20 protein-coding genes and 2 tRNA genes are annotated in these 24521 nt (G+C 71.6%); 18 read left to right on the top strand and 4 right to left on the bottom strand.

The features are described 5' to 3' along the window. Positions 1–21 precede the first annotated feature (21 nt). The 4 genes from J8M51_RS03530 to obgE all read left to right on the top strand — a co-directional run bounded on the left by J8M51_RS03530 (position 22) and on the right by obgE (position 6667). A complete protein-coding gene (locus J8M51_RS03530; protein ID WP_267298956.1) occupies positions 22–4179 on the top strand; it encodes an Rne/Rng family ribonuclease in 4158 nt (1385 codons plus the stop codon). 282 nt (positions 4180–4461) lie between these two features. Beyond that, positions 4462–4782: a 50S ribosomal protein L21 gene (rplU, locus tag J8M51_RS03525; RefSeq protein WP_006374708.1), complete on the top strand. Its 321-nt coding sequence runs from the start codon at positions 4462–4464 to the stop codon at positions 4780–4782. 14 nt (positions 4783–4796) lie between these two features. Further along, on the top strand, positions 4797–5051 hold the full coding sequence (gene rpmA, locus J8M51_RS03520; RefSeq protein WP_020115438.1) for a 50S ribosomal protein L27: 255 nt from the start codon (positions 4797–4799) through the stop codon (positions 5049–5051). Positions 5052–5227: 176 nt separating this feature from the next. Beyond that, on the top strand, positions 5228–6667 hold the full coding sequence (gene obgE / locus J8M51_RS03515) for a GTPase ObgE (protein ID WP_086759249.1): 1440 nt from the start codon (positions 5228–5230) through the stop codon (positions 6665–6667). A 151-nt stretch (positions 6668–6818) separates the two neighbouring features. Here the strand turns inward: obgE and J8M51_RS03510 are convergent, their stop codons facing one another. After that, entirely contained in the window at positions 6819–8891 is a 2073-nt protein-coding gene (locus J8M51_RS03510) for a hypothetical protein (RefSeq protein ID WP_267298955.1), read from the bottom strand. A 400-nt stretch (positions 8892–9291) separates the two neighbouring features. Here J8M51_RS03510 and proB point away from each other — a divergent pair, with 400 nt between their 5' ends. The 5 genes from proB to J8M51_RS03485 all read left to right on the top strand — a co-directional run bounded on the left by proB (position 9292) and on the right by J8M51_RS03485 (position 14336). Continuing rightward, the gene (gene proB, locus J8M51_RS03505) at positions 9292–10398 is read left to right on the top strand and encodes a glutamate 5-kinase (protein WP_086754879.1); all 1107 of its coding nucleotides are present in this window, start codon (positions 9292–9294) and stop codon (positions 10396–10398) included. Between the two features lie 174 nt (positions 10399–10572). Continuing rightward, on the top strand, positions 10573–11049 hold the full coding sequence (locus J8M51_RS03500; protein WP_086754878.1) for a hypothetical protein: 477 nt from the start codon (positions 10573–10575) through the stop codon (positions 11047–11049). A gap of 84 nt (positions 11050–11133) precedes the next feature. After that, positions 11134–12420 (top strand): glutamate-5-semialdehyde dehydrogenase, encoded by a 1287-nt coding sequence (locus J8M51_RS03495; RefSeq protein ID WP_086754877.1) that lies wholly within the window; start codon positions 11134–11136, stop codon positions 12418–12420. Between the two features lie 123 nt (positions 12421–12543). Then, entirely contained in the window at positions 12544–13143 is a 600-nt protein-coding gene (locus J8M51_RS03490) for an SCO2584 family spore wall biosynthesis protein (RefSeq protein ID WP_086754880.1), read from the top strand. 122 nt (positions 13144–13265) lie between these two features. Then, positions 13266–14336: an SCO2583 family membrane protein gene (locus J8M51_RS03485; protein ID WP_086754876.1), complete on the top strand. Its 1071-nt coding sequence runs from the start codon at positions 13266–13268 to the stop codon at positions 14334–14336. Positions 14337–14466: 130 nt separating this feature from the next. On the opposite strand, the gene J8M51_RS03480 is transcribed toward J8M51_RS03485, so the two are convergent. Continuing rightward, positions 14467–15567: a M48 family metallopeptidase gene (locus J8M51_RS03480; protein WP_086754875.1), complete on the bottom strand. Its 1101-nt coding sequence runs from the start codon at positions 15565–15567 to the stop codon at positions 14467–14469. Between the two features lie 98 nt (positions 15568–15665). Here J8M51_RS03480 and J8M51_RS03475 point away from each other — a divergent pair, with 98 nt between their 5' ends. The 9 genes from J8M51_RS03475 (at position 15666) to J8M51_RS03435 (ending at position 21219) form a co-directional block, all read left to right on the top strand. Then, entirely contained in the window at positions 15666–15836 is a 171-nt protein-coding gene (locus J8M51_RS03475) for a hypothetical protein (RefSeq protein WP_086754874.1), read from the top strand. A gap of 177 nt (positions 15837–16013) precedes the next feature. Beyond that, the gene (locus J8M51_RS03470) at positions 16014–16181 is read left to right on the top strand and encodes a hypothetical protein (protein ID WP_045557516.1); all 168 of its coding nucleotides are present in this window, start codon (positions 16014–16016) and stop codon (positions 16179–16181) included. A gap of 58 nt (positions 16182–16239) precedes the next feature. Then, complete coding sequence (gene nadD, locus J8M51_RS03465; protein ID WP_086754873.1) at positions 16240–16950, top strand: nicotinate-nucleotide adenylyltransferase; 711 nt, start codon at positions 16240–16242, stop codon at positions 16948–16950. Positions 16951–16966: 16 nt separating this feature from the next. Then, the gene (locus J8M51_RS03460) at positions 16967–18787 is read left to right on the top strand and encodes an LCP family protein (RefSeq protein WP_086754872.1); all 1821 of its coding nucleotides are present in this window, start codon (positions 16967–16969) and stop codon (positions 18785–18787) included. Between the two features lie 164 nt (positions 18788–18951). Continuing rightward, on the top strand, positions 18952–19398 hold the full coding sequence (gene rsfS, locus J8M51_RS03455) for a ribosome silencing factor (RefSeq protein WP_086754871.1): 447 nt from the start codon (positions 18952–18954) through the stop codon (positions 19396–19398). Further along, positions 19395–20063, top strand: a complete 669-nt coding sequence (locus tag J8M51_RS03450; protein WP_086754870.1) for a histidine phosphatase family protein — start codon at positions 19395–19397, stop codon at positions 20061–20063. The genes rsfS and J8M51_RS03450 overlap by 4 nt, the downstream gene beginning before the upstream one ends. A gap of 123 nt (positions 20064–20186) precedes the next feature. Then, a tRNA-Ala gene (locus tag J8M51_RS03445) sits at positions 20187–20259 on the top strand. Positions 20260–20666: 407 nt separating this feature from the next. After that, complete coding sequence (locus tag J8M51_RS03440; protein ID WP_005479297.1) at positions 20667–20900, top strand: hypothetical protein; 234 nt, start codon at positions 20667–20669, stop codon at positions 20898–20900. Between the two features lie 246 nt (positions 20901–21146). Further along, positions 21147–21219: transfer RNA gene (locus tag J8M51_RS03435), tRNA-Ala, on the top strand. A 120-nt stretch (positions 21220–21339) separates the two neighbouring features. On the opposite strand, the gene J8M51_RS03430 is transcribed toward J8M51_RS03435, so the two are convergent. Together J8M51_RS03430 and J8M51_RS03425 are read right to left on the bottom strand one after the other, a co-directional pair. Continuing rightward, entirely contained in the window at positions 21340–22956 is a 1617-nt protein-coding gene (locus tag J8M51_RS03430; RefSeq protein WP_086758310.1) for an NADH-quinone oxidoreductase subunit NuoF family protein, read from the bottom strand. Continuing rightward, a complete protein-coding gene (locus J8M51_RS03425) occupies positions 22953–24365 on the bottom strand; it encodes a ferric reductase-like transmembrane domain-containing protein (protein ID WP_216869088.1) in 1413 nt (470 codons plus the stop codon). The genes J8M51_RS03430 and J8M51_RS03425 overlap by 4 nt, the downstream gene beginning before the upstream one ends. Between the last annotated feature and the right edge of the window lie 156 nt (positions 24366–24521).

Raw genomic sequence — 24521 nt, 5'->3', positions numbered from 1 at the left:
CCTGACGGGAGAAACGCCCGCATGCCCGAATCGATCGAATCCGCAGAGCCCGCGCAGGGCTCCGAGCAGAACACGCCGAGCGACACCCTGCCGCCGCGCCGTCGCCGCCGTGCCGCGTCCCGCCCCGCGGGACCCCCCTCCGCCGCCTCCGAAGCGGCCGCGGAGACCACCGCGCCGGCCATACCGGCCGCCGAGTCCGAGGACCTCGCGGCAGCCGAGGAGACCGCCGAGGTGGATGAGGCCACCGTGGCGGACGAGGCCACCGTGACCGCTGAGGCGGACGAGGAAGAGGTCGCCGAGGCGCCCGCCGTGGAGGAGGCCGCGCCCGCCGCCCGTCCGCGCCGTCGCGCGACCCGCCGCGCCTCCGCGCCGGCCGGTGCGCCCAAGGACGCCGAGACCGTCGAGGTCGTCGAGACCGTGGCGCCGGCTGTCACCGCCGTGGCCGAGAGCGCCGAGGCGCCCGCCGCCGTGGAGGAGGCGGCGCCCGCCGCTCGTACGCGCCGTCGCGCCACCCGCCGGGCGTCGGCGCCCGCCGGTGCGCCCAAGGACGCCGCGGAGAGTGCCGTGGAGACCGCGCCCGAGACTGTGACCGTCGCCGCCCCGGCCGAGGTGCCCGCCGCCGAGGCGCCCGCCGCTGTCGAGGAGGCCGCGCCCGCCGCTCGTACGCGCCGTCGCGCCACCCGCCGGGTGTCCGCGCCCGCCGGTGAGCCGGTGGCCGCCGAGGTCGCGCAGGCTCCGGCGGAGGCCGTGGAAGCCGCCGCCCCTGCCCCCGCCGCCGTGGCGGAGCCCGTGGCGGAGACGGCCGAGGAGGCCGCGCCCAAGGGACGTACGCGCCGCCGCGCCACGCGCCGGGTGACCACCCCCGCCGGTGCGCCCGAGGGCGAGACCGCCGAGGCGGCCGAGTCCGTCGCCGCCGAGAGCGCCGCGCCGCAGTCCGTGCAGGCGGCCGTCGCCGAGACACCCGCAGCCGAGCCCGTTCCGGCCCAGGCCGCCCAGGAGGCCGCCGCCGAGGACGCCGGGCCGCGCCGGGCCCGTCGTCGGACCACGCGGAAGGCCGCCGGTGGGTTCTCCGCGCCTGCCGCGCCCGTCGTGGAGGACGCGCCGTCCCGGCCGTCCCGCCCCGCCGTGGCCGTGTTCCAGGCGCCGGTGTTCACCGAGCCGATGTTCCAGACGCCGGAGCGGGCCGCCGCGCAGGCCGCCGCCGAGGCGCGGGCCGAGACCGTCGAGGCCGAGGAGCCCGCCGAGGCCCCCGCGCCCACCGACTTCGGCGCCTCCGCCGAGGACGAGAGCACCGGCGGTTCGCGCCGTCGCCGCCGTCGCCGGGGCGAGCCCGCCGAGGCGGAGCGGCCCGTGGCCGCCGCCCCGGTGGCCGAGCCCGACGAGCCGGAGGATTCCGAGGAGCCGGAGGAGGCGGAGGAAGCCGCCGAGGGCGACGAGTTCGGCGAGGAGGAGGAGTCCACCGGTTCGCGCCGTCGCCGCCGTCGTGGGGGCCGCCGTCGCCGCCGGGGCGAGTCGGCCGACGCCGACGACGCCGAGGGTGACGAAGCCGCCGCCGAGCAGGCCGCGCAGGACGCCGAGGACACCGCCGAGCAGGTGGACGAGGACGCCGAGGACGAGGGCGACGAGCGCGAGGAGTCCGGTTCCGGCTCCAGCAGCAGCCGTCGGCGTCGTCGCCGCCGTCGTCGCGCCGGGGACTCCGGCACCGAGGCCGAGTCGGGCTCCGACGACCCCGAGCGCACGGTCGTCAAGGTCCGTGAGCCGCGCGAACGGCGCGCCAAGGAGACCGAGTTCTCCGACGAGGTGCAGTCCATCAAGGGCTCGACCCGTCTGGAGGCCAAGAAGCAGCGCCGCCGGGAAGGCCGCGAGCAGGGCCGCCGCCGCGTCCCGATCATCACCGAGGCCGAGTTCCTCGCCCGCCGCGAGGCCGTCGAGCGCGTCATGGTGGTCCGCCAGAGCGGCGAGCGCACCCAGATCGGCGTCCTGGAAGACAACGTGCTCGTCGAGCACTACGTCAACAAGGAGCAGTCGACCTCGTACGTCGGCAACGTGTACCTGGGCAAGGTCCAGAACGTGCTGCCCTCGATGGAGGCCGCCTTCATCGACATCGGCAAGGGCCGCAACGCCGTCCTGTACGCCGGCGAGGTCAACTTCGAGGCGCTCGGCATGGCCAACGGGCCGCGCCGCATCGAGTCGGCCCTGAAGTCCGGCCAATCGGTCCTCGTCCAGGTGACGAAGGACCCGATCGGCCACAAGGGCGCGCGCCTGACCAGCCAGGTCTCGCTGCCCGGCCGGTACCTGGTGTACGTCCCCGAGGGGTCGATGACCGGCATCAGCCGCAAGCTGCCCGACACCGAGCGGGCCCGGCTGAAGACCATCCTCAAGAAGATCGTCCCCGAGGACGCGGGCGTCATCGTGCGCACCGCCGCCGAGGGCGCGAGCGAGGACGAGCTGCGCCGCGATGTCGAACGCCTGCAGGCGCAGTGGGAGGACATCCAGAAGAAGGCGAAGAACGGCAACGCGCCGACGCTGCTGTACGGCGAGCCGGACATGACCGTCCGCGTGGTCCGCGACATCTTCAACGAGGACTTCTCCAAGGTCATCGTCAGCGGCGAGGACGCCTGGGAGACCATCCACGGCTACGTCTCGCACGTCGCGCCCGACCTGGCCGAGCGGCTCCAGAAGTGGACCTCCGAGGTCGACGTCTTCGCGACGTACCGCATCGACGAGCAGCTGATGAAGGCGCTGGACCGCAAGGTGTGGCTGCCCAGCGGTGGTTCGCTGGTGATCGACAAGACCGAGGCCATGATCGTGGTCGACGTCAACACCGGTAAGTTCACCGGCCAGGGCGGCAACCTGGAGGAGACGGTCACCAGGAACAACCTGGAGGCGGCCGAGGAGATCGTGCGCCAGCTGCGGCTGCGCGACCTCGGCGGCATCGTCGTCATCGACTTCATCGACATGGTCCTGGAGTCCAACCGGGACCTGGTGCTGCGGCGCCTGCTGGAGTGCCTGGGACGCGACCGGACGAAGCACCAGGTCGCCGAGGTCACCTCGCTGGGCCTGGTCCAGATGACCCGCAAGCGTGTCGGGCAGGGCCTGCTGGAGTCGTTCTCCGAGACCTGTGTCCACTGCAACGGGCGCGGCGTCATCGTGCACATGGACCAGCCGACGGCCGTCGGCGGCGGCGGTGGCGGCGGTAAGCGCCGCAAGCGTGGCCGCGGTGGCGCCGAGCACGACCACGAGCAGGTGACCGAGGCCGTGGAGACGGTGGAGCCGGCCGAACTGGTCGAGGCCGAGGTGGCCGCCGAGGTCGCCGAGCCCGTGGCGCTGCCCGCGCCCGAGTTCGAGCCGGACGAGGAGCTGTACAGCAGCGTCGCCGAGGCCGAGGCTGCGGTCGGACGGGGCCGTTCGCGGCGTCGGGCGACCCGGCGGGCGTCCGCGCCCTCGGGTGCCCCGAAGTCGCGTGAGCCCCGCGAGACCGTGGCCGCCACCGTCTCCGAGGACCGTGCCCCGAAGTCGCGGGAGGCCGCCGAGGCGGAGCCCGTGGCCGTGGAGGACCCGGTCGTCGAGGCGCCGGCCGCCGCGCCGAGCGTCGAGGAGGCCGCGCCCAAGGGCCGTACGCGTCGCCGGGCGACCCGGAAGGTGTCGGCCCCCGCGGGCGCGCCGGCCGGGGCCGCGGCGGACGACGCCGTGGTGACGGTGGTCGAGCCGGTCGCGGAGCCCGTGGCCGAGCCCGTGGTCGAGAAGGCCGCCGAGCCGGTCCCCGAGCCCGAGGCGGCCGAGGCCGCCGAGAGCGCGGCTCCGGCCCGTCCGCGCCGGCGTGCCGTGCGCAAGGCGACGGCGCCCACCGCGTCCGCCGAGGCGGCCGTGGTCGTGGTTCCGTCGGCGTCCGCCGAGGACGTGGCCGAGGCTCAGGTCGAGGCGGCGGCTCCGGTCGCCGAGGAGACGGGGACCGAGGAAGCGGCCGAGGCGCCCGCCAAGAAGACGGCGGCGCGGAAGACGGCGAAGAAGGCCACCGCGAAGAAGGCCGCCACGAAGAAGACGGCGGCCGCCAAGAAGACGGTCGCGAAGAAGGCCACGGCCAAGAAGGCGGCGACGAAGAAGGCCGCCACGAAGAAGACCACGGTGGCCGCCGAGCAGTCGTCGGCCACGGTCACGGCCTCGACCGACGAGAGCTGAGTCACAGGGGGCGAGCGGCTCGCCGTCCGCCCCCAACCGGCGCCCCTGCCAGGTGAATTCACCACCGGGCAGGGGCGCCGGTGTGTGCGGGCAGGGGCTCGGTTTGACCCCTTCGGGCGTGGCCCCGTAACCTTGACCGTCGGCGTGTCCGTAGGTAGAGACGCGTCACATCCCCGTAAACCTCATTCCCTTCCGGGCGCCGGGCGCCTCGGGAGAGGCCGTACGCATGTCGGACGGCTGGACTGCGGGGGTGCCGTTCCCGAGCGAGAGAGTGAGATCCGCGTGTACGCCATCGTGCGCAGCGGTGGTCGCCAGCACAAGGTTGCTGTCGGCGACATCGTTGAGGTTGACAAGATTTCCACTGCCAAGGTTGGCGACACGGTCGAGCTCTCGACCCTGCTCGTTGTCGACGGCGATGCTGTGACCAGCGACCCGTGGGTGCTGGCCGGCATCAAGGTCCAGGCCGAGATCGTGGACCACCACAAGGGTGTGAAGATCGACATCCTTCGCTACAAGAACAAGACCGGCTACCGCCGTCGTCAGGGCCACCGCCAGCAGTACACGGCGATCAAGGTCACTGAGATCCCCGCGGCTGCGAAGTAAGGGACTGAGGAGACATGGCACACAAGAAGGGCGCATCGTCCACCCGGAACGGTCGCGACTCCAATGCTCAGCGGCTCGGCGTGAAGCGCTTCGGCGGTCAGGTCGTCAACGCCGGTGAGATCCTGGTCCGCCAGCGCGGCACGCACTTCCACCCGGGCTCGGGTGTCGGTCGCGGCAAGGACGACACGCTGTTCGCGCTGAACGCCGGTGCGGTCGAGTTCGGCACCAGCCGTGGTCGCAAGGTCGTCAACATCGTTCCGGCCGCCTGAGTCTGCTGACTCGCCGGTCTTTCGACCAAGGCTTCCGTAGAGCGATTCGTCGAGGCGGACCTCACTTCTCGTACGGGATTCCGTACGGGAAGCGGGTCCGCCTTTGACGTGTTACAGGTAAGACATTTCCGAGCACCACGCACACCACGCACAGCGCGTATCTGGAGGCACCCACCATGACCACCTTCGTGGACCGCGTCGAGCTGAATGTCGCCGCGGGTAACGGAGGCCACGGCTGTGCCTCCGTCCACCGGGAGAAGTTCAAGCCGCTCGGCGGCCCCGACGGCGGCAACGGCGGCCGGGGCGGCGACGTCATCCTGATCGTCGACCAGTCGGTGACGACTCTCCTCGACTACCACCACTCCCCGCACCGCAAGGCCACCAACGGCAAGCCCGGCGAGGGCGGAAACCGGTCGGGCAAGGACGGGCAGGACCTGGTCCTGCCCGTGCCGGACGGCACGGTGGTGCTGGACCGGCAGGGCAACGTCCTCGCGGACCTCGTCGGCCAGGGCACCTCCTTCGTCGCCGCGCAGGGCGGCCGGGGCGGCCTCGGCAACGCGGCCCTCGCCTCCGCCCGCCGCAAGGCGCCCGGCTTCGCGCTGCTCGGTGTGCCCGGTGACACGGGCGACATCGTCCTGGAGCTGAAGACCGTCGCCGATGTGGCGCTGGTCGGCTACCCGAGCGCGGGCAAGTCCTCGCTGATCTCGGTGCTCAGCGCCGCCAAGCCGAAGATCGCGGACTACCCGTTCACCACCCTCGTCCCCAACCTGGGCGTGGTCACGGCCGGCGAGACGGTCTACACGATCGCCGACGTCCCCGGACTGATCCCCGGTGCGAGCCAGGGCAAGGGCCTGGGCCTGGAGTTCCTGCGCCACGTCGAGCGCTGCAGCGTCCTCGTCCACGTCCTCGACACCGCGACGCTGGAGTCCGACCGCGACCCCGTCTCCGACCTCGACATCATCGAGGAGGAGCTGACGCAGTACGGAGGCGGTCTCGACAAGCGGCCCCGGATCGTCGTCCTCAACAAGATCGACGTGCCCGACGGCAAGGACCTCGCCGAGATGGTGCGGCCGGACCTGGAGGCCCGCGGCTACCGGGTCTTCGAGGTGTCCGCCGTCGCCCACATGGGGCTGAAGGAGCTGTCGTTCGCGCTCGCCGACATCGTGGGCCGGGCGCGTGCCGCCAAGCCGAAGGAGGAGGCGACGCGGATCGTCATCCGGCCCAAGGCCGTCGACGACGCGGGCTTCACGGTCGTGCAGGAGGAGGACGGGCTGTTCCGCGTCCGGGGTGAGAAGCCCGAGCGCTGGGTCCGCCAGACCGACTTCAGCAACGACGAGGCGGTGGGCTACCTCGCCGACCGCCTGAACCGCCTGGGCGTCGAGGAAGCGCTGATGAAGGCGGGCGCCCGCTCCGGCGACGGCGTCGCCATCGGACCCGAGGACAACGCGGTCGTCTTCGACTGGGAGCCGACCGTCATGGCCGGCGCGGAGATGCTCGGCCGCCGTGGCGAGGACCACCGCTTCGAGGAGCCCCGCCCGGCCGTCACGCGTCGCCGTGACCGCCAGGCGGCGCGGGACGAGCTCCAGAAGGAGTACGACGACTTCGAGCCGTTCTAGTCCGAGCGCTCCCGGTCCGAGCCGCTCCGGTCCGAGCCGTCCCAGGACGGCCGGGGCGGGCGCGGCCGAGGCCGTGGCGCGCGGTGTTCGAGCCGGACGACGAAGAAGGGCCCCGGAGACATCTCCGGGGCCCTTCGGTCGTTGCAGGGGGCTATGCGAGGGCCTCCGTGGGCTCGCCCTCCGAGGGTTCGCCCTCCGTGAGTTCGTCGCCGGTCTCCCGGGGCGACGGCATCTCGTCGACGAGGCGGGACTCCATGCGGACACGGCGGGCGTCGGCCTTGGCGCACAGGGCCTTGACCGCGCGGTCGAAGCGGACGAGCGACGGCGGGTCCGAGGGGCCGAGGAGCTGTTCCTTCAGGTCGGCGCGGGCCTTGCCGAAGCGGTCCTTCTCGGGGTTGCGCACCGAGTCGAGCAGCGCCGGGACACCGCCCGCCTTCGGCGTCAGCACGACACCCGCGGAGACCGTCGGGAAGGCCGTGCGGAACGCCTCCTCCGACAGCCCGGAGGTGTTGGCGACCGAGTACGGCTTCTCGCTGGACAGCCAGTCGGAGACCACCGACGAGACATCGCTGATCAGCAGGTCCGACACGTTGAAGCAGGCGAAGATCGCGGGCCGCGCCTCGGTGACGATCCGGTGCTCCCACTCCGGGAACGACGCCCAGTACGCCTTCTCCCAGGCCAGCGTCGCCTCGAAGATCGCCGCCTCACGGTCACCGCTGGGCGTGCCCTGCAGCAGCATCCGCTCCATCTCGTCCGCGCTGGCCCGGAAGGAGGTCGAGGTGAGCCTGTCCAGCTCGGCGGTACGGCGGGCCAGTTCGGCCGCGGCGTCGGCGCCCGGCCGCGTACCCGTCCGCTTGGTGTTGGCCTCGCGGATCATCGCCTTGATCCGCTCGTTCGCGGCGCCCGCGCGCGGGTCGACGGAACCGGTCATCGGGTGCGGCTTGTAGAGCAGCCGGACGTTGTCGTCGGCGAGCAGCCCCCGGACGATGTTCTCGCCGGCCAGGACCACGGACGTGTTGCCGGGGTTGCCGTCCCAGCCCTCCCAGGTGGGGGCGTAGAGGACGGTCGTGAACGTGCCGGTCGGCGGGCCCGCGTACGGGCGGATCGGCGCCAGCTGCGGACGGCCGACCTCGACGATGTCCTTGTCCTCGACCCCGACCTCGGCGAGCGCGTACCGCTCACGCGCGGCGGGACCGGCGACCCACACCTCGTCGTACGCCTTCGCGTACGGGTTGCAGGAGGACAGCTTGTCGCTCTCGCCGTGGTTGATGAAGGCGTGCTTGACGGTGGGGATGCGCAGCACCTGGGAGGTCTTCGCGGCGTTGGCCGGGTGCAGCATCATCTTCAGCGTCGAGTTCTCCAGGGAGAACATCGTCGAGACCTTCGGGAAGCAGATGACCGGCACGTCGGTCGCGTCGATCTTCTGCACCATGAAGCGCTCACGCAGCACGATCAGCGGCTTCTCCAGCTGGGAGAGCGTGGAGAGCCACATGTTCGCCTGGTACGCCGACGTCGTACCGCCGGAGAAGTACATCGCGGTGGTCGGCCGGTAGTCGGCGAGCCACTGGTCCAGCCACTCCATGACCTGCTGCTCGCTCTTGGCGCGCTTCTTCGGCAGCAGCCAGGTCGCCAGGTACGCCGTACCGACGACGAGAGCGCCGAGCGAGGCGCCGAGGCCCAGACCGCCCCAGGTGGCGTCCTTCGTGGCCGCGGTGAGCACCAGGCCGGCCGTGATCGGCAGCGAGAAGGTCAGCAGGCGGTGCGCCTGGCGGCGGGCCAGGAGACGCGGCGGTGAGGCGGTGAGCCGCAGCGCGGAGGCGTCGATGTTGCGGGTGACGATCGGCAGCGTCCGGGTGCGGCGGACCAGCACCGAGACGGCCTGGCAGGTGAAGTGCGCGACGTAGAAGACCAGAAGGCCGACCACGAGCGGGGCCTGCTCGCTCAGCGGCAGGCCGTCGATGCGCAGCAGTCCCACCAGGATCAGCATGTCGCGCAGCAGCTGGCGGACCAGCGCGTCGAAGCGGACCTTGCCCAGCAGTGAGAGCAGTCCGGGATCCCGGTACTGGAGGAACGTGTCCAGGACGAGGCCCGCCGCGCTCGCGGCGACGAACAAGGGAATGTTCGGCAGCAGCGCGGAGACGGTCTGGGCCGTGAAGAGCGCGAACATCGCGAACAGCGCTGACAGCTGCGCGATGCGGCGGGGTGCGAGGCCTGCGGAGGGCACGGGCTGGGCTCCTGCGGAGGGTGCGACGGACGGAGGGGGGAGGGTGAGTCTGGGGGTGGCCTGAAGGAGGCCGATCCCTGACCGTATGACCTAGGGAGGCCGGGGAGCAATCTTCGACAGGAGCAATCGGCGGTAGTCGGACATAACGCATGGAACCCAGAGGGCTGTCCCGGCATCTCCTCATGAAGGCCCCCTTCCGAAGGGCCCTTCGGAAGGGGCCGGAGACGGACCACCCCGTCCGCCCCCGGCACCGCCGCCGTCCGCCCCTCGAAATGAGGACGCCGACGGTCCGCGCGCTCCCGTAGATTGCGGAGTAGAGATGCGGAGTACACACACCGGAGTACGCACGCCGGGCCGGTTCGGAACATGGGGGATGAGCGTGTCAGCGGCAAGGCAGGGCGTGGCGGAAGCGCACCGGATCGTCGTCAAGGTGGGCTCCTCGTCGCTGACGACGGCGTCCGGCGGCCTCGACGCGGACCGGGTGGACGCCCTCGTGGACGTCCTCGCCAAGGCCCGCAGCGGTGGCGAGCGGGAGGTCGTCCTCGTCTCCTCCGGTGCCATCGCCGCCGGACTCGCCCCGCTGGGCCTGCGCCGGCGCCCCAAGGACCTCGCCCGGCAGCAGGCCGCCGCCAGCGTCGGCCAGGGCCTGCTGGTGGCCCGCTACACGGCCTCCTGCGCCCGCTACGGCATCCGCGTCGGCCAGGTGCTCCTCACCTCCGACGACATGAGCCGCCGCGCCCACCACCGCAACGCCTCCCGCACCCTCGACAAGCTCCTCGCGATGGGCGCGCTGCCGGTCGTCAACGAGAACGACACCGTCGCCACGGACGAGATCCGCTTCGGCGACAACGACCGCCTCGCCGCCCTCGTCGCCCACCTCGTACGGGCGGACCTGCTGGTCCTGCTGTCGGACGTGGACGGGGTGTACGACGGCGACCCCGGCAGGCCCGGTACGTCGCGGATCGCGGAGGTACGGGGGCCCGCGGACCTCGCGCACGTGGAGATCGGCAGCGCCGGCAAGGCGGGCGTCGGCACCGGGGGCATGGTCACCAAGGTCGAGGCGGCCGGGATCGCCACCGGGGCGGGCATCCCCGTGGTCCTGACCAGCGCGGTCCACGCGGCGGACGCCCTGTCGGGCGGGGACACCGGGACGTACTTCCACCCCACCGGCAAGCGGTCCGCCGACCGGCTGCTGTGGCTCCAGCACGCCTCCACCCCGCAGGGCGCGCTCGTCCTCGACGACGGGGCCGTGCGCGCGGTCGTCGAGCGCCGCACCTCGCTGCTGCCGGCCGGCATCGCGGCCGTCGAGGGCGACTTCACCGCCGGTGACCCCGTGGAACTGCGCGACGGCGCGGGCCGGGCGGTCGCGCGCGGACTGGTGAACTTCGACGCCAAGGAGATCCCCCAGCTGATCGGCCGATCGACCCGGGAACTGGCGCGCGAGCTGGGTCCCGCGTACGAACGAGAGGTCGTACACAGGGACGACCTCGTCCTCCTGCACCCCTGACCAGCGGCCCCCTGGAGGGGCCGGAGCACGGGCCCCGGCGGTGCACGTTCCGTAAAACCACCACGCGAAGGCCCTGAGCCTGCTCAACTTTGTCCCAGGGGGATTCCGCACGACCTGTGAAGAGCTGCTGCACGACCTGATACGAGGCACGACATCGTTGCGAAGGAGGCCGTCGTGAGACGAGTACGCCCCGGGGCCGCGGCGTCCCGTGGTGGTGGTACCTCCCGTGCGGCGGGCGAGGAGCGGACGCTCACCAGCGTCGCCGCCTCGGACACGTACGAGGGCGAGAGCGCCGAGAAACCGCAGGACCTGCCCCGGCTGTGGCACGTCACCCTGAGTGTCTCCGGTCCCGAGGCCCCCCTCAAGGAGGTGCGGCGCGGCCTCGAACAGCTCGCCCACGACCACCCCTTTCTGCTGACCAGCCGCTATGCCAACGACCACGCCGAGATCCGCTACTGGGAGGAGGCCCGCGACCTCCACGACGCGGCCGCCGTCGCCCTGCGGCTGTGGGGCGAGCACCGCCGGACGGCCGGGCTGCCGCCCTGGGAGATCGTCGGCCTGGAGGTCATCGACCGCCAGACGTACCACCTGCGCATCGCCGAGGGCTACGGCCCGCCCCCGGCCACGCCCGTGGGCGTCCACCCCTTCTGACCCTCCCGCCGGCCGCCCCGGGAGGGCGTCTCGCGCTGTGGAACAGCCGGTGAACGCCTCCGCCGGGCGCACTACCCTTTCCCCATGACCTCGCTCTCGCCTTACGACTCCATGACGCCGGTCACCCGGGCCGCCTACCGTGCCAAGGCCGCCGCAGCCGACCTCGCGCCGCTCCCGCGCGCCGACAAGGACGACGCGCTGCTTGCCATCGCGGACGCCCTGGAGGTCCGTACGAGCGAGATCGTCGAGGCCAACGCCAAGGACATCGAGAAGGCCCGTCAGGCAGGCACCAGCGAGGCGATCGTCGACCGGCTCACGCTCACCCCGGAGCGGGTGCGCGCGATCGCCGCCGACGTCCGTGACGTGGCCGCGCTGCCCGACCCGGTCGGCGAGGTCGTCCGCGGCTCCACCCTCCCGAACGGCATCGACCTGCGCCAGGTCCGGGTCCCGCTCGGCGTCGTCGGCATCATCTACGAGGCCCGCCCGAACGTGACCGTGGACGCCGCCGCCCTCTGCCTGAAGTCCGGCAACGCGGTCCTGCTGCGCGGCTCGTCCTCCGCCTACGAGTCCAACACCGCCCTCGTCCGGGTCCTCCGGGACGCCGTCGGCGGCGCCGGCCTGCCCGCCGACGCCGTCCAGCTCGTCCCCGGCGAGAGCCGTGACTCCGTGCGCGAGCTGATGCGCGCCCGCGGTCTGGTCGACGTGCTCATCCCGCGCGGCGGCGCCTCCCTCATCCGTTCGGTCGTCGAGGAGTCCACCGTCCCGGTGATCGAGACCGGCACGGGCAACTGCCACGTCTACGTCGACGCCCAGGCCGACCTCGACACGGCGGTCGAGATCCTGATCAACTCCAAGGCCCACCGGGTCAGCGTCTGCAACGCCGCCGAGACCCTCCTCGTCCACCAGGACATCGCCCCCGAGTTCCTGCCCCGCGCCCTCGACGCGCTCGCCGAGGCCGGGGTCACCGTCCACGCCGACGAGCGGGTCCTGGCGTACGCGAAGGACTCCAAGGCCACCGTGGTCGAGGCCACGACCGAGGACTGGGAGACCGAGTACCTGTCGTACGACATCGCCGCCGCCGTCGTCGACTCGCTCGACCGGGCCGTGGAGCACATCCGGCTGTGGAGCTCCGGCCACACCGAGGCGATCGTCACCACCTCCCAGCAGGCGGCCCGCCGCTTCACCCAGCTGGTCGACTCCACGACGGTCGCCGTCAACGCCTCGACCCGTTTCACCGACGGCGGCCAGTTCGGCTTCGGCGCCGAGATCGGCATCTCCACCCAGAAGCTGCACGCCCGGGGCCCGATGGGTCTGCCCGAGCTGACCAGCACGAAGTACATCGTCACGGGCGACGGGCACGTACGGCGCTGAGGGGGCGCACGGGGCTCGGGGGGCGCCGGTCCGTTCCTGTGAACAGCCTGGTGTCCAGCTGGCAAAACGGATGAATTTCCTTACCGTCTGCCCAAATTGACCACCCCGGTCTACTCTGGATCCGTGCCGGAGGACGTGGGGGGCACGCCGTTCCCGAACGGCTGGGAGCCCGACGACGACCGCGACCGCGGGGGTATGGACGAAGAGTTCGCCTCCGTGGTCTTCGACGAGGACTTCGTACGGGCGGCCGTGGTCCACGAGCCGACCGCGATCGAACGTCTGCTCGCAGCAGCGGAGGCCCGCGCCGCCGCCCAGGAGGCCGAGGCCCGCCGGGCCCACTCCAGAGGCGTACGCGGCGACGACGACCGCTACGACGACGGCTTCGGCTCCGACGGCCCCGACTTCGGCCGCGACGACGACCTGGACGACCTCGACGACCCCGAGGTCCTGGAGGCCCGCTACGGCGCCGACGGGGCCTACGGCAGGCCGTACGGCAAGCAGACCCGCTGGCACCGGCCCGTCGCCTGGATCCTCGCCCTGGTGATGGGCATCGGCATGGTCGCGCTGGCCTTCACCGCGGTCTACCGGGGCGCCTCCTCCGGACGCGGCGAGGTCCCGCTGCCGCCCGCCACCACCGGCGTCGGACAGGGCACCCCGACCGGCCCCTCCGCCTCCGCGGACTTCTCCCAGCCGGCGGTGTCGGCGGACCCCCGCACCCCCTGACGCGCCGCGTGCGGGCCCCGGAGCGCGGTGCGCCCCTGGTGCGTGAACCTTGGTGAGGACCTGTCAGAACTTGTGGTGGAGCAGGGCGTTTACCGAGGCCCCGGAAGACCTACTCTCCATGTATGGGCGGGCCCGGAAACCCACCTGAGGGGAGCCCCGAGGGCGCCCCCGGCGGTGGAGAGGACGAATACCGATCCGTCGTCTTCGACGAATCGTTCATCCGTGCTGCCCGCCTCCAGGAGTTCTCCGCCCAGGAACGCCTCTCCGACCACGCCCCGGCCGTACGCCGCCGCCCGGCCGTACGCCGCGGCCTCTCCCGGCAGGCCCTGGTCCTCGTGCTGCTGATCGCCCTCGCCTTCGCCACCGCGATCTACATGGGCGTCCGCCATCCGTACGACACTCCGGCCGCGAAGCCCACCGAGCCGCTGCGGATGACGGTGATCCCGCTGTCCCCGCAGTCCGCGGTGCCCGGCGCCACGGAGCCGGAGACGCTGTACGCGCACAGCCCGGCCGCCCGGTTCCGGGTCGGGGCCGAGGGCATCACCATGCCGGCCACCCGGCGCACCGAGCACTTCACCGACAGCCAGGTCGTCTCCGCGCTGACCATCGCCAAGGAGTACCTGGTCGCCTCCGCGCTCGACCCGGAGGTGCTCGGCGGCACCACCGTCCAGCCGGTGCGGCGGCTGCTCGACTCCGAACAGCTCGACCAGTTCGAGCAGAGTTTCGACCATCCGGCGGCGGACGGGCGGCACGCGCCCACCGGCTGGCTGGTCCGCTTCGACCCGGCCCGCGCGGAACTCGCCGACCGGAAGGTCCGCGTACAGGGCACCCTGCAGGCCGCCGAGTTCGACTCCGGCACCCTGGAGGTCGTCGCCGCCCACACCCTCGTGTACGCGCTGCGGCCGTCCGGCGGCCCGGCCGACGCGGAGGCCTCGCTGTTCACCGTCCGGCGCGAGCTGCACTTCCGCTTCGACCAGGACGATCTGCGCACCCACCAGGTCGAGCTCGTCGTCTCCTACGTCCAGGCCGGGCCATTGGCCTGCGCCGACGACGCCACGAACCATCTGCGGCCGCTGCTGGCCGGGCAGACCGCGAAGGCCGGCGGGCCGGCCGCCGGGACCGATCCCTACGGCACGGGTGCCGCGACGGCGTTGTGCGGGACCTTGGCGGAGAGTGCGCAGCCGAAGGTGTGAGGCCGCGGGTGCGTCGTCGCCCGCGGGGCCGGTGGGGCTTCTCGCGCAGTTCCCCGCGCCCCTGGAACGCAGTGGGCTGCGCCCCCGCGTTTCAGGGGCGCAGCCCGGCCGCTCTGCTCTCAGTCCCGCGTCACTCGTCGTCCCGCGGCCGGTCCTCCGTGGCGGTGCCGGTGGCCGTGCCGCCGCCACCGCCGAAGCCGCGGCGGACCCGGCTGCCCAGGTCGCCCGCGCCGCCCGCGATGTCGGTGACCAGCTTCATCAGCGGGTCCTTCGAGGTCTTGACGCTGCTCGTGTAGTGCGAGGCCGACTCGCGGAAGGAGTCGGTCACCGAGGTGTCCTTGTCCTCGCTGCGCCGCGGGTAGTGCCCGTCCATGATCCGCTGGAAGTCGCGGGACTCGGCCCACTTCTTCAGCTCGGCCGCGCGCACGGTGGTGAAGGGGTGCGAGCGGGGCAGCACATTGAGGATCTTGAGGACGGAGTCACGCAGGTCGCCCCCGGCCTCGTACTCCTCGGCCTGCGCGAGGAACGCGTCCACGTTCATCTCGTGCAGGTGGTTGCCGCCGGCGATCTTCATCAGACCGCGCATCGAGGCCTGGACGTCCTGGCCGACCAGCAGGCCCGCGCGGTCGGCGGACAGCTCCGACTTGCGGAACCACTCGCGCAGCGCGGTCACTATGGCCATGATCGCGATGTTCCCCAGCGGGATCCAGGCGATCTTCAGGGCGAGGCTCGTCAGGAAGAGCAGTATCGTCCGGTACACCGAGTGGCCGGAGAGCGCGTGGCCCACCTCGTGCCCGATGACCGCCCGCATCTCCTCCTCGTCGAGCAGCTCGACGAGCCCGGTGGTGACGACGATGATCGGCTCGTCCAGACCGATGCACATCGCGTTGGGCTGCGGGTCCTGGTTCACGTACATCGGCGGGACCTTCTCCAGGTCCAGGATGTAGCACGCGTCCCGCAGCATCGTGTTGAGGTGGGCGAACTGCTGGTCCGAGACCCGTACGGAGTCGGACAGGAACAGCAGCCTGAGGCTGCGCTCCGGCAGCAGACCGCTGAGCGCCTTGAACACCGTGTCGAAGCCGCTGAGCTTGCGCAGCGCCACCAGCGCCGAGCGGTCCGCGGGGTGTTCGTACGCCCGGGAGGAGATCCCCTCGAAGCGCCTGCGCTGCCTGCTCGGCACGTTCTCGTGCCCGTTGTCGTGGCCGTTCTGCTCGTGGCTGTCGTCCGGCATGTTTCCCCCATGCTCTGTTTGCCCATGTTGCCCCCGAAGCGGGGTCCAGCCTAGGCGGAGTTACCGTGGCAGGGCATCAACCGTAAGGAGCGATCTCCATGGGACATCTCCCGCACCCGCACGCGTCCGCCTGGCTCACCGAGGCCGCGGACCTCGCCGCGAAGGAGCAGGGGCCGGGCAACCTGCTGCGTGTGGTGCTGATCGTGATGGTCCTGGGCTCCGTCCTGATGGCGTGGTTCCTGCTGCGGGGCTACAAGCGGGACGACTGACGCCCGCCGAGAGGAAGGACGTCCACGGTCCGCGAACGGTTGTCTCGTGAGGGAAGTACGCGCGCGGCGGGGCCCGTGTTCACTCCCGGGCGGAGTCGGCGTGATCGCCGGCGGGCCCCCCGCTTACGATGGGCGGGTCTTTATCCCGATCCCACACCCGGATAGGTCACGCCGACGATGAGCTTCCACAGCACCGCTGCCGACTTGGTCACTCTCGCCGCCGAGGGCGGCGGGGAGCACGGCGGCAACCACGAGAGCCTGAGCCCCTACCTGACCGGCGGCGGAGCCTTCGTCGCCCTGATGCTGCTGCTGTGGATCACCACCCGCTTCAACCGCGACCGCTAATCCGCGCAAAAGGACGTTCGAACGGTGCGCGTCGGCCGGGCCGGTAGGCTCTCCACGCATGGGAGAGCAGGAAACGCCTACCGGTCCGGAGCACGACAAGGCGGCGGACCAGGCACACGACACCACGGACGGCCGGGCCGACAGCGCCTCCGGCGCCCCGGGGAACCGCCCGTCGGAGCCCGGCCGACGCCGGCTCGGCGTCATGGGCGGCACGTTCGACCCGATCCACCACGGGCACCTCGTGGCGGCCCAGGAGGTCGCCGCGCAGTTCGGTCTCGACGAGGTCGTGTTCGTACCGACCGGCCAGCCGTGGCAGAAGTCCCACCGCTCGGTCTCGGCGGCCGAGGACCGCTATCTGATGACGGTCATCGCGACGGCCGAGAACCCCCACTTCTCCGTGAGCCGCATCGACATCGACCGCAAGGGCCTCACGTACACGATCGACACCCTGCGGGAACTGCACGAGCTGAACCCCGACTCGGACCTCTTCTTCATCACCGGCGCCGACGCCCTGGGCCAGATCCTCACCTGGCGCGACGCCGAGGAGCTCTTCTCCCTCGCGCACTTCATCGGGGTCACCCGTCCGGGTCACACCCTGACCGACCCCGGCCTGCCCGCGGGCGGGGTCTCCCTGGTCGAGGTCCCCGCCCTCGCCATCTCCTCCACGGACTGCCGTGCGAGAGTCGGCAAGGGCGATCCCGTCTGGTACCTGGTGCCGGACGGCGTGGTGCGCTACATCGACAAGCGGCAGCTGTACCGCGGCGAGTGAGCCGAGAGGGGCACCGGTGAACGACCGACACGACGGCGGCTACGGGGGAGACCAGAGTTACGAACTCGTCGGCTACGACGAGTACGGACAGCCGGTGTACCGACAGGCACCCACTCAGCAGGTGCCGCAGCAGCAGGTTCCCCAGCAGCAGGCCTACGACCCCTACGGGTCACAGCAGCCGCAGGGGCAGTACCAGGCGTACGGCCAGGGCTACGGCTACGACCCGTACGCCACCGGCCAGGTCCAGCAGCAGCAGACCCAGGGCTACGGCCAGAACCAGACGTACGGGCAGGGCTACGGCACCGGTGAGCAGACGCCGGGGCCCGCCTACGACGCGTACGACCCGTACGACCCCTACGGGCAGAGCGCGGCCGGCGGCCGCGCGGCCCCCGCCGCCGAGCAGACCGCCTACATCCCGCAGCAGTCGGCGCCGCCGGACACCGCAGAGGAGGACGGGTCCCGGGCCCAGGGCGACTCCGCGGAGCCGGGTCCGGACGAACCGGACTACCGCACCGAGCAGTTCGCCTTCGTCGAGGAGCCCGACGGTGACTCCGAGGACGTCATCGACTGGCTGAACTTCACCGAGAACCGCACCGAGCGCCGTGAGGAGGCCAAGCGGCGCGCCAAGAGCCGCATGGTCGCCCTGGCCGTGGTCCTCGCCCTGGTCGCGGTCGGCGGTGTCGGCTACCTGTGGTGGGCCGGCATGCTGCCCGGTGCCTCCTCGGACGGGCGGACCGGCACCACGACCTCCGCGGCCGCCCAGAAACGGGACGTGATCGTCGTCCACCTGCACGACACCAAGGGGGGCGGTACCTCCACGGCGCTGCTCGTGAACAACACCACCACCGGACGGGGCGCCACCGTCCTGATCCCCAACGCCCTCGCCCTCACCGGCGACGACGGCACCACGACCACCCTCGCCAAGTCCGTCGACGACGACGGCTCCTCCGGTACCCGCGACGCGCTCGACACCGTGCTCGGCACCGACATCGAGGGCACCTGGCGGCTCGACACCCCCTATCTCAACAACCTCGTCGGACTCGTCGGCAACATCGACGTCGACACGAACACCGACGTGCCCGACCCCGAGGCGAAGAAGAAGGGCACGGCCCCCCTCGTCACCAAGGGCAAGGCCCAGACCCTCAGCGGCAAGATGGCCGTCGCCTACGCCACCTACCGGGCCTCCGGCGAGTCGCAGGACGCGCAGCTGAAGCGGTTCGGGCAGGTCGTGCAGGGCGTGCTGCGCAAGCTGTCCTCCGACTCCCAGGCCGCCACGGTCACCGTGCAGACACTGGCCCAGATCCTCGACCCCTCGCTCAGCGACAAGGACCTCGGCACCTTCCTCGCGGGGCTCGCCGACCACGCCAAGGGCGGCGACTACGAGACCGAACTGCTGCCCGTCCAGCAGGACGGCACCCTCAGCGCCGAGGACTCCGACAGCGTGGTCAAGGACCTGCTCGGCGGCGCCGCGAAGAGCCCCGACGCCGGGGACGCCGTCCGGGTCGGCATCCGCAACGCCACCGGCGAGAAGGACGCCACCGAACAGGCCCGGGTGACCGTCCTCAACGGCGGCTACACCTTCCTCGACGCCGGCGCCACCGCCACGGCCCAGGCCACCTCCCAGGTCACCTACTCCGATCCGGCCCGCAAGCAGGACGCCATCGAGGTCGCCAAGACCCTCGGCCTGCCGACCGGCGCCGTGAAGAAGGGCGAGACCACCTCCAACGCCGACGTCTCCGTCGTACTCGGCCAGAACTACGAGACGACCGACCCGGCCGGAGCGACGGGGACGACCGGGACGACGGGAACCCCCGGAGCCACGGGGACCACGGGCTGATCCGGCCGGCATGATCGCGAACGGGCCCCGGAGCCGCCGTACCCACCCGAGGTATCGGCACCGCTGCGGGGCCTGATCGATTAACACGTGGGGCGGTGTCGGTGGGCCGTGAGACCCTTGGGGTAGCCCGTGAGGGTTCCTGACCGACGACCGAAAGCCGTGTAGTGACCGCCACCGACCGCTCCCTCGAGCTCATCACCACCGCCGCACAGGCGGCCGCCGACAAGCTCGCGCACGACGTCATCGCGTACGACGTCAGCGATGTGCTGTCCATCACGGACGCCTTCCTGCTCGCCTCCGCGCCCAACGACCGCCAGGTCAAGTCGATCGTCGACGAGATCGAGGAGCGGCTGAGCAAGGACCTCGGCGCCAAGCCGGTCCGCCGTGAGGGCGACCGCGAGGCCCGCTGGGTGCTGCTGGACTACGTCGACATCGTCGTCCACGTCCAGCACAGCGAGGAGCGGGTGTTCTACGCCCTGGAGCGGCTCTGGAAGGACTGCCCCGAGCTGGAGCTGCCCGCCGACGCCAAGGCCACCCGGGGCAAGGGTGAGGAGCACGCCAAGCTGCGGGCCGCCGAGGAGGAGGCCGAGCTGGGCGAGGAGCTGCGGTGACCGGCGGCATCGACACCGCCGGCGGCAGCGGCCGGGGCCGCCGCCTCATCCTCTGGCGGCACGGCCAGACCTCGTGGAACGTGGAGCGCCGCTTCCAGGGCACCACGGACGTCGAGCTGACCGAGACCGGCCTCGGCCAGGCCCGCCGCGCCGCCCGGCTGCTCGCCTCCCTGGGGCCCGACGCGATCGTCGCCTCGGACCTGAGGCGCGCCGCGAACACGGCCGCCGAGCTGGCCGCGCTCACCGGCCTGGAGATCAGCCACGACGAGGGCCTGCGCGAGACCTACGCGGGCGTCTGGCAGGGCCTCACGCACGACGAGATCATCGCCCGGCACGGCGACGAGTACGCCGCGTGGAAGCGCGGCGAACCGATCCGCCGCGGCGGCGGCGAACTGGAGACCGAGGTCGCCGACCGAGCCGCCCCCGTCGTGCTCCGGCACGCCGACAAGCTCCCGGACAACGGCACGCTGGTGGTGGTCAGCCACGGCGGCACCATCCGCACCACCATCGGGCGGCTCCTCGGCCTGGAGCCCCGTCACTGGGAGAGCCTCGGCGGCCTCTCCAACTGCTGCTGGTCCGTCCTCGGCGAGGGCGCCCGCGGCTGGCGGCTGCTGGAGCACAACGCCGGGACGCTCCCCGAGCCGGTGCTCGGCGACGACGACTGAGCCACGGACGGCGACCGAGCCCCGTAAGAGGCCTGGTCAGGCGGCCCGGGAGCCGGATTTCACTTTCCGGCCGGTCGCAGGCTAAAGTTCTTCTTGTTCGCCCGCCGAGCGGGAAGAACGCAAGGGGCTATAGCTCAGTTGGTAGAGCGCCTGCATGGCATGCAGGAGGTCAGGAGTTCAATTCTCCTTAGCTCCACAGTTCGACAGATCGGTACAGAAGATCCCGTTCCCGCGAGGGAGCGGGATTTTTCGTGTGTGACCTGCGTCCCTTCTTGAGCAGGTAAGGCCTCGTGGGCGTATACCTCTGCGGACGGCCTTCTTTCCCGCTCCGTGCCCGGACTGGTACGAAGGCGTCGCTGACCGTATTGGTCCGGCCGTGGCAGAATCAAACGGCCGGAAGGGGGCGCGGCCCGACGGGAGGGAGAAGCGATGCCTGCGAGCATCCGCGGGAGGGTCCACGACCTTTCCGCAGCGGTGGCGATGCGGAGCAAGACCATCCTCCTCTGCCCTTCCTGCGGCTCGCTCCACGTTGCCCAAGTCCTCGGTGACAACGGAGGGATCTCCTACGTGTGCACGGCCTGCGGCCACAGCTGGAGCTGATCGATGGGTGCACACAGGAGGAAGTGCGACTGGTGCGGCAGCGGCACGCCCATCGTCCGTGACATGGAGCCGGTCAACGCCGATTACCAGTACTGGTGCGAGGAATGCGCGCGGGCGCTGATCATAAAAGGCGACCCGATCGAGACGTACCGCGAGCTGGAGGGCGAGCCGATCTACGGCCGGCTCCTCGAAGAGCACTGCACACTCAAACGCTTCTATTCGTTCGTGACGGCCTGAGCGTCAACTCCGCGCCCGTCCATGGCTGTCGCTCCTTCCCGGGCGGCCACGGCCGCCCCAGGGCCCGCAGGGCGGCCCTGGCGGACGGGCGCGTGAACGCCGGTTGCGCGAGAGGCGATTCGAAATCCGGCATAAGCGCCCCGATCCGCCCATTGTTCGCACCCGCCGGAAACGATTTGGTGGTGCGCGCGGAGGACCGGTAATGTTGGCGTCGTCGCCAGGGAGACCGGGCGGAGAACACCGCAAGGGGCTATAGCTCAGTTGGTAGAGCGCCTGCATGGCATGCAGGAGGTCAGGAGTTCAATTCTCCTTAGCTCCACAAGTTTCACCGAGAGACCCCGTCCAAGTGGACGGGGTTTTCGCGTTGTTGGGGCTCCGGTGGCACGGAGAAGGGCGGGTCACCCCGAGTGGGGGTGACCCGCCCTTCTCCGTGCTTACGTCAGCGACCGCTGCCCAGGGCCCGGCGGCCACGGCCCTGGGAGAGGACCGGGAGGTTCCGGGACGGGGCGGAGGGGCGGTTGTCCTCCTCGATGCGCAGGGCGAGCGCCGGGCAGCGGCGCACCGCGCGCAGCGCCTTGGCCTCCGCGTACTGGGGAACCTTCGCCTGAGCGACGGTGGGGAAGCCGTCGGCGCCGAGCTGGAAGACCTCCGGGAGGATGTCGGCGCACAGACCGTGGCCCCGGCAGAGCGTCCAGTCGACGTAGATCTTCTGACGGCTCGCGCCGCCCTCCTCCTCGCCGGTGCCGCCCGGGATGCCGGTGGGCATCCTGCCGCCCTCGAAGAGCGGCAGCACACCCTCGACGGGACGGCCGCAGCCGTTGCCGAGGACATGGGCGGCGAGGTCGTCCGTGAACGCCTTGACGGTCGATTCCAGGAACATCGCGGAGCCGTCCGGGTGCGAGCACGCGCCGCGCCGCTTGACGTTCTTCGCGACCTGCTTGAGGGCCTCCAGAGCGGCCGGACCACCGCCGTTGAGGATGTCCTCCATACCGCGCGCGGCGGCCGGCAGACCGAGGTAGCAGGGACCGCACTGGCCCGCGCTCTCCTCGGCGAGCCACTTGGCGACCTGCAGCGACTCGCCGAGCGGGCAGGTGTCCTGGCTGATCGGCAGGATCGCGCCCGCGCCGAGCGCACCGCCCACCGCGTCCAGCGAGTTGCGGGAGACGACCGCCTCGTTGACCGTCGCCGCGTCGATCCACTTGCCGTGGTAGCCGCCGGTCAGCACGCCCTGCGGGACCGGCGGCGCGCCGGCCAGCTGCAGGATGTAGCGCAGCGGCACACCGGTGGGCGCCTCGATCACCATGGGGCGGGCGACCGCGCCGGACACGGTGAGCATGACGGTGCCCGGCTCGTCGTACAGGCCCGTGTTGCCGTACCGCTCGGAGCCGATGCGGGCGCCGATGGCGAGCTGGGCGAAGGTCTCGGCGTTGGAGAGGAGGGTCGGCGCGCCGCCGACACCGCTCTTGGACGCGCTGGTCTTGCGGCCCGGCGGGATGGGCGGGCCGCCGTCGATGGAGCGGATCAGCGAGCCGGCCGCGCCGGTGACCATACGGACCGGGTTGCGCTGCACGCTCGCGCGGATCGCGGCGCCGCGCCGGTTGCTCAGGCCGCGCTCGGCGAGGGCCGCCTCCATCGAGCGCTCGGTGGATTCACGTGTCACCCCGATGACCAGCTGACGGGCGCCCAGGGCCTCGGCGACCAGCAGAGCACCGTCCAGGATGAGGTGCGGGGCACGGTTGATCAGCACCGTGTCCTTGCGGCAGGCGGGTTCGTCCTCGCTGCCGTTGACGACCACGACGGGTCGGATGCCGCGTTTGATCGCCGACTCGGCGACCGAGCGCAGTTTCTTGTGGAACGGGAAGCCCGCGCCGCCCCTGCCCTTCAGATTGATCCGCTCGGACAGCTGGGCGAGTTGCTCGCCGCCCATCGGTTCGAGCGGACCGTGCACCTTCAGGTGCATGGGGAGGTCGAGTCTCTCGACGAGGTCGAAGCCCGAGGTGAGCTGGGGGAGCCCCACCACTCGGACTTCGGGGACGTCGGGAAGGGCCTCGTTCACTTATATCCTCCGGAAGGCGCGTTCCAGGGTTCGCCTGAGCCCGGCTGGTTGTAGTCGTCGTAGCCGGACAGCGCATCAGTGGCGGGACCGCTGTTGTACGTGTCGTTCGGGTTGTACGTGCCGTAGGGGGCGTTCGTCTCAGCGGTTCCGTAGGAAGTTTCGGGGACCACGGGGTTGGCCCCCGTGTTGTACGTCTCGCCCTGGTAGGTCTGGCCCGGATACGCCTGCCCCTGGTACGACTGCCCGCCGATCGGCTGCCCGGCAAAGGTGTCCTGCATCGGGTCGTACGACGACGGGGGCGCCTCGCCGACCGGCGGCGGGGACGGGGCCGGCCAGCGGGTGCTGCCCGTGGTCGAGCCGTCGTCCATGCGGGGCATGGCCTGGGTGGGCTGCATGTCCAACGGCGGCTGCTGCTGGGTGAGATAGGGCGCGGTGGGCTCGGGGGTGCGCGGGGTCATCGACACCGCGCGGTACGCGGCGGCGAAACCGGGGCCGCTGTCGGCGGAGGCACCCGCGCGCTGCGGGGGCACCAGCGGGTCGCCGAGCGGCGGGTTGCCCTGGCCGCCGCCGAAGCCGGGCAGCGGGAACTGGCCGGTGTCGCGCATCTGGTCGCGCTGTCCGCCTTCGCGCCTGCCGCCCTCACGGCGTCCGCCGCCGGTCTCGTCCATGCCCTGCAGGGCGGAGCGGGACTTCACGAGTTCGTCGACCTCGGGGGGCCGCTGGCCGTCGGTGCCCAGGATGGCGGCGACGCGCTCGACCACCTCGCGCTTGACCTGGCGGGGAGCGGCGCGCAGCAGCAGGGCGGCGGCGACGGCGACCAGGCCGGCTGAGTAGAGGATCACGAAGACCGGCTTCGCTTCGCGACCCGCGTAGAGTCCGTGCACCAGCGCGAAACACCAGGCCGGGTAGGCCATCATGTGCATCGCGCGCCAGCGTGCCGCGACCGGCGCGGGGGAGGCGAAGTTGCTGCGCAGCGCACCGGTGATGGCGACGAAGATCATCAGGGAACCGGCGGTCGCGCCGAAACCGATGAGCACGCCCGAACCCGTCACGCCGAGGGCGAAGGGGAACAGGGCGATCGCGGACACGTGGTTGAGCGCCAGCTTGACCGAGACGTGCAGCACGAGGAACGCGACCGAGGCGATCGCGGTCGTCCGGTGGACGGCCTGGCCGATGATCCGCTGGCGCACGGTGAGCAGCGTCCGGTCCTGGGCGACGAGCCCCCAGAGCACCGAGAGCGTCAGCGAGACGAGCGAGAGAACGCCCGCTCCGAAGTCGAGGAACTCCCGGTACGCGTCACCTCCGACCAGCACACTTACGGGTATCAGCAGCAGAGCGGCAGCCGTGGCTATCCCATAGGCCGAGCGGCCTGTCTGGGGCAGCGAGCTGTTACTGCGAGGACGGTTCATGGGGGCAACTCCGAACAGTTCGGGAAAGCGGTCCCGTCGTCGAACTGTAAGTGGTGCCAATACCGGGCGGTACGAGGTTTGAGTTATTGCGCTGTTATCAAGGGCCAATCTCACATCTGTGTTGCCCCTTAGGGGTCGTTACGCGAAGTAAGTTTT

The organism is Streptomyces griseiscabiei (assembly GCF_020010925.1).
Classification (GTDB): Bacteria; Actinomycetota; Actinomycetes; order Streptomycetales; family Streptomycetaceae; genus Streptomyces; species Streptomyces griseiscabiei.
The sequence above is the reverse complement of the archived record's forward strand: the minus strand, read 5'-3'. Positions and strand labels throughout refer to the sequence as shown.

What these genes read in the sequence shown, in the direction of transcription:
- J8M51_RS03530 (WP_267298956.1), top strand. Translation starts at nt 22, where the DNA reads ATGCCCGAATCGATCGAATCCGCAGAGCCCGCGCAGGGCTCCGAGCAG.
- rpmA (WP_020115438.1), top strand. Translation starts at nt 4,797, where the DNA reads ATGGCACACAAGAAGGGCGCATCGTCCACCCGGAACGGTCGCGACTCC.
- obgE (WP_086759249.1), top strand. Translation starts at nt 5,228, where the DNA reads ATGACCACCTTCGTGGACCGCGTCGAGCTGAATGTCGCCGCGGGTAAC.
- J8M51_RS03495 (WP_086754877.1), top strand. Translation starts at nt 11,134, where the DNA reads ATGACCTCGCTCTCGCCTTACGACTCCATGACGCCGGTCACCCGGGCC.
- J8M51_RS03485 (WP_086754876.1), top strand. Translation starts at nt 13,266, where the DNA reads ATGGGCGGGCCCGGAAACCCACCTGAGGGGAGCCCCGAGGGCGCCCCC.
- J8M51_RS03480 (WP_086754875.1), bottom strand. Translation starts at nt 15,567, where the DNA reads ATGCCGGACGACAGCCACGAGCAGAACGGCCACGACAACGGGCACGAG.
- J8M51_RS03475 (WP_086754874.1), top strand. Translation starts at nt 15,666, where the DNA reads ATGGGACATCTCCCGCACCCGCACGCGTCCGCCTGGCTCACCGAGGCC.
- J8M51_RS03470 (WP_045557516.1), top strand. Translation starts at nt 16,014, where the DNA reads ATGAGCTTCCACAGCACCGCTGCCGACTTGGTCACTCTCGCCGCCGAG.
- nadD (WP_086754873.1), top strand. Translation starts at nt 16,240, where the DNA reads ATGGGAGAGCAGGAAACGCCTACCGGTCCGGAGCACGACAAGGCGGCG.
- J8M51_RS03440 (WP_005479297.1), top strand. Translation starts at nt 20,667, where the DNA reads ATGGGTGCACACAGGAGGAAGTGCGACTGGTGCGGCAGCGGCACGCCC.
- J8M51_RS03425 (WP_216869088.1), bottom strand. Translation starts at nt 24,365, where the DNA reads ATGAACCGTCCTCGCAGTAACAGCTCGCTGCCCCAGACAGGCCGCTCG.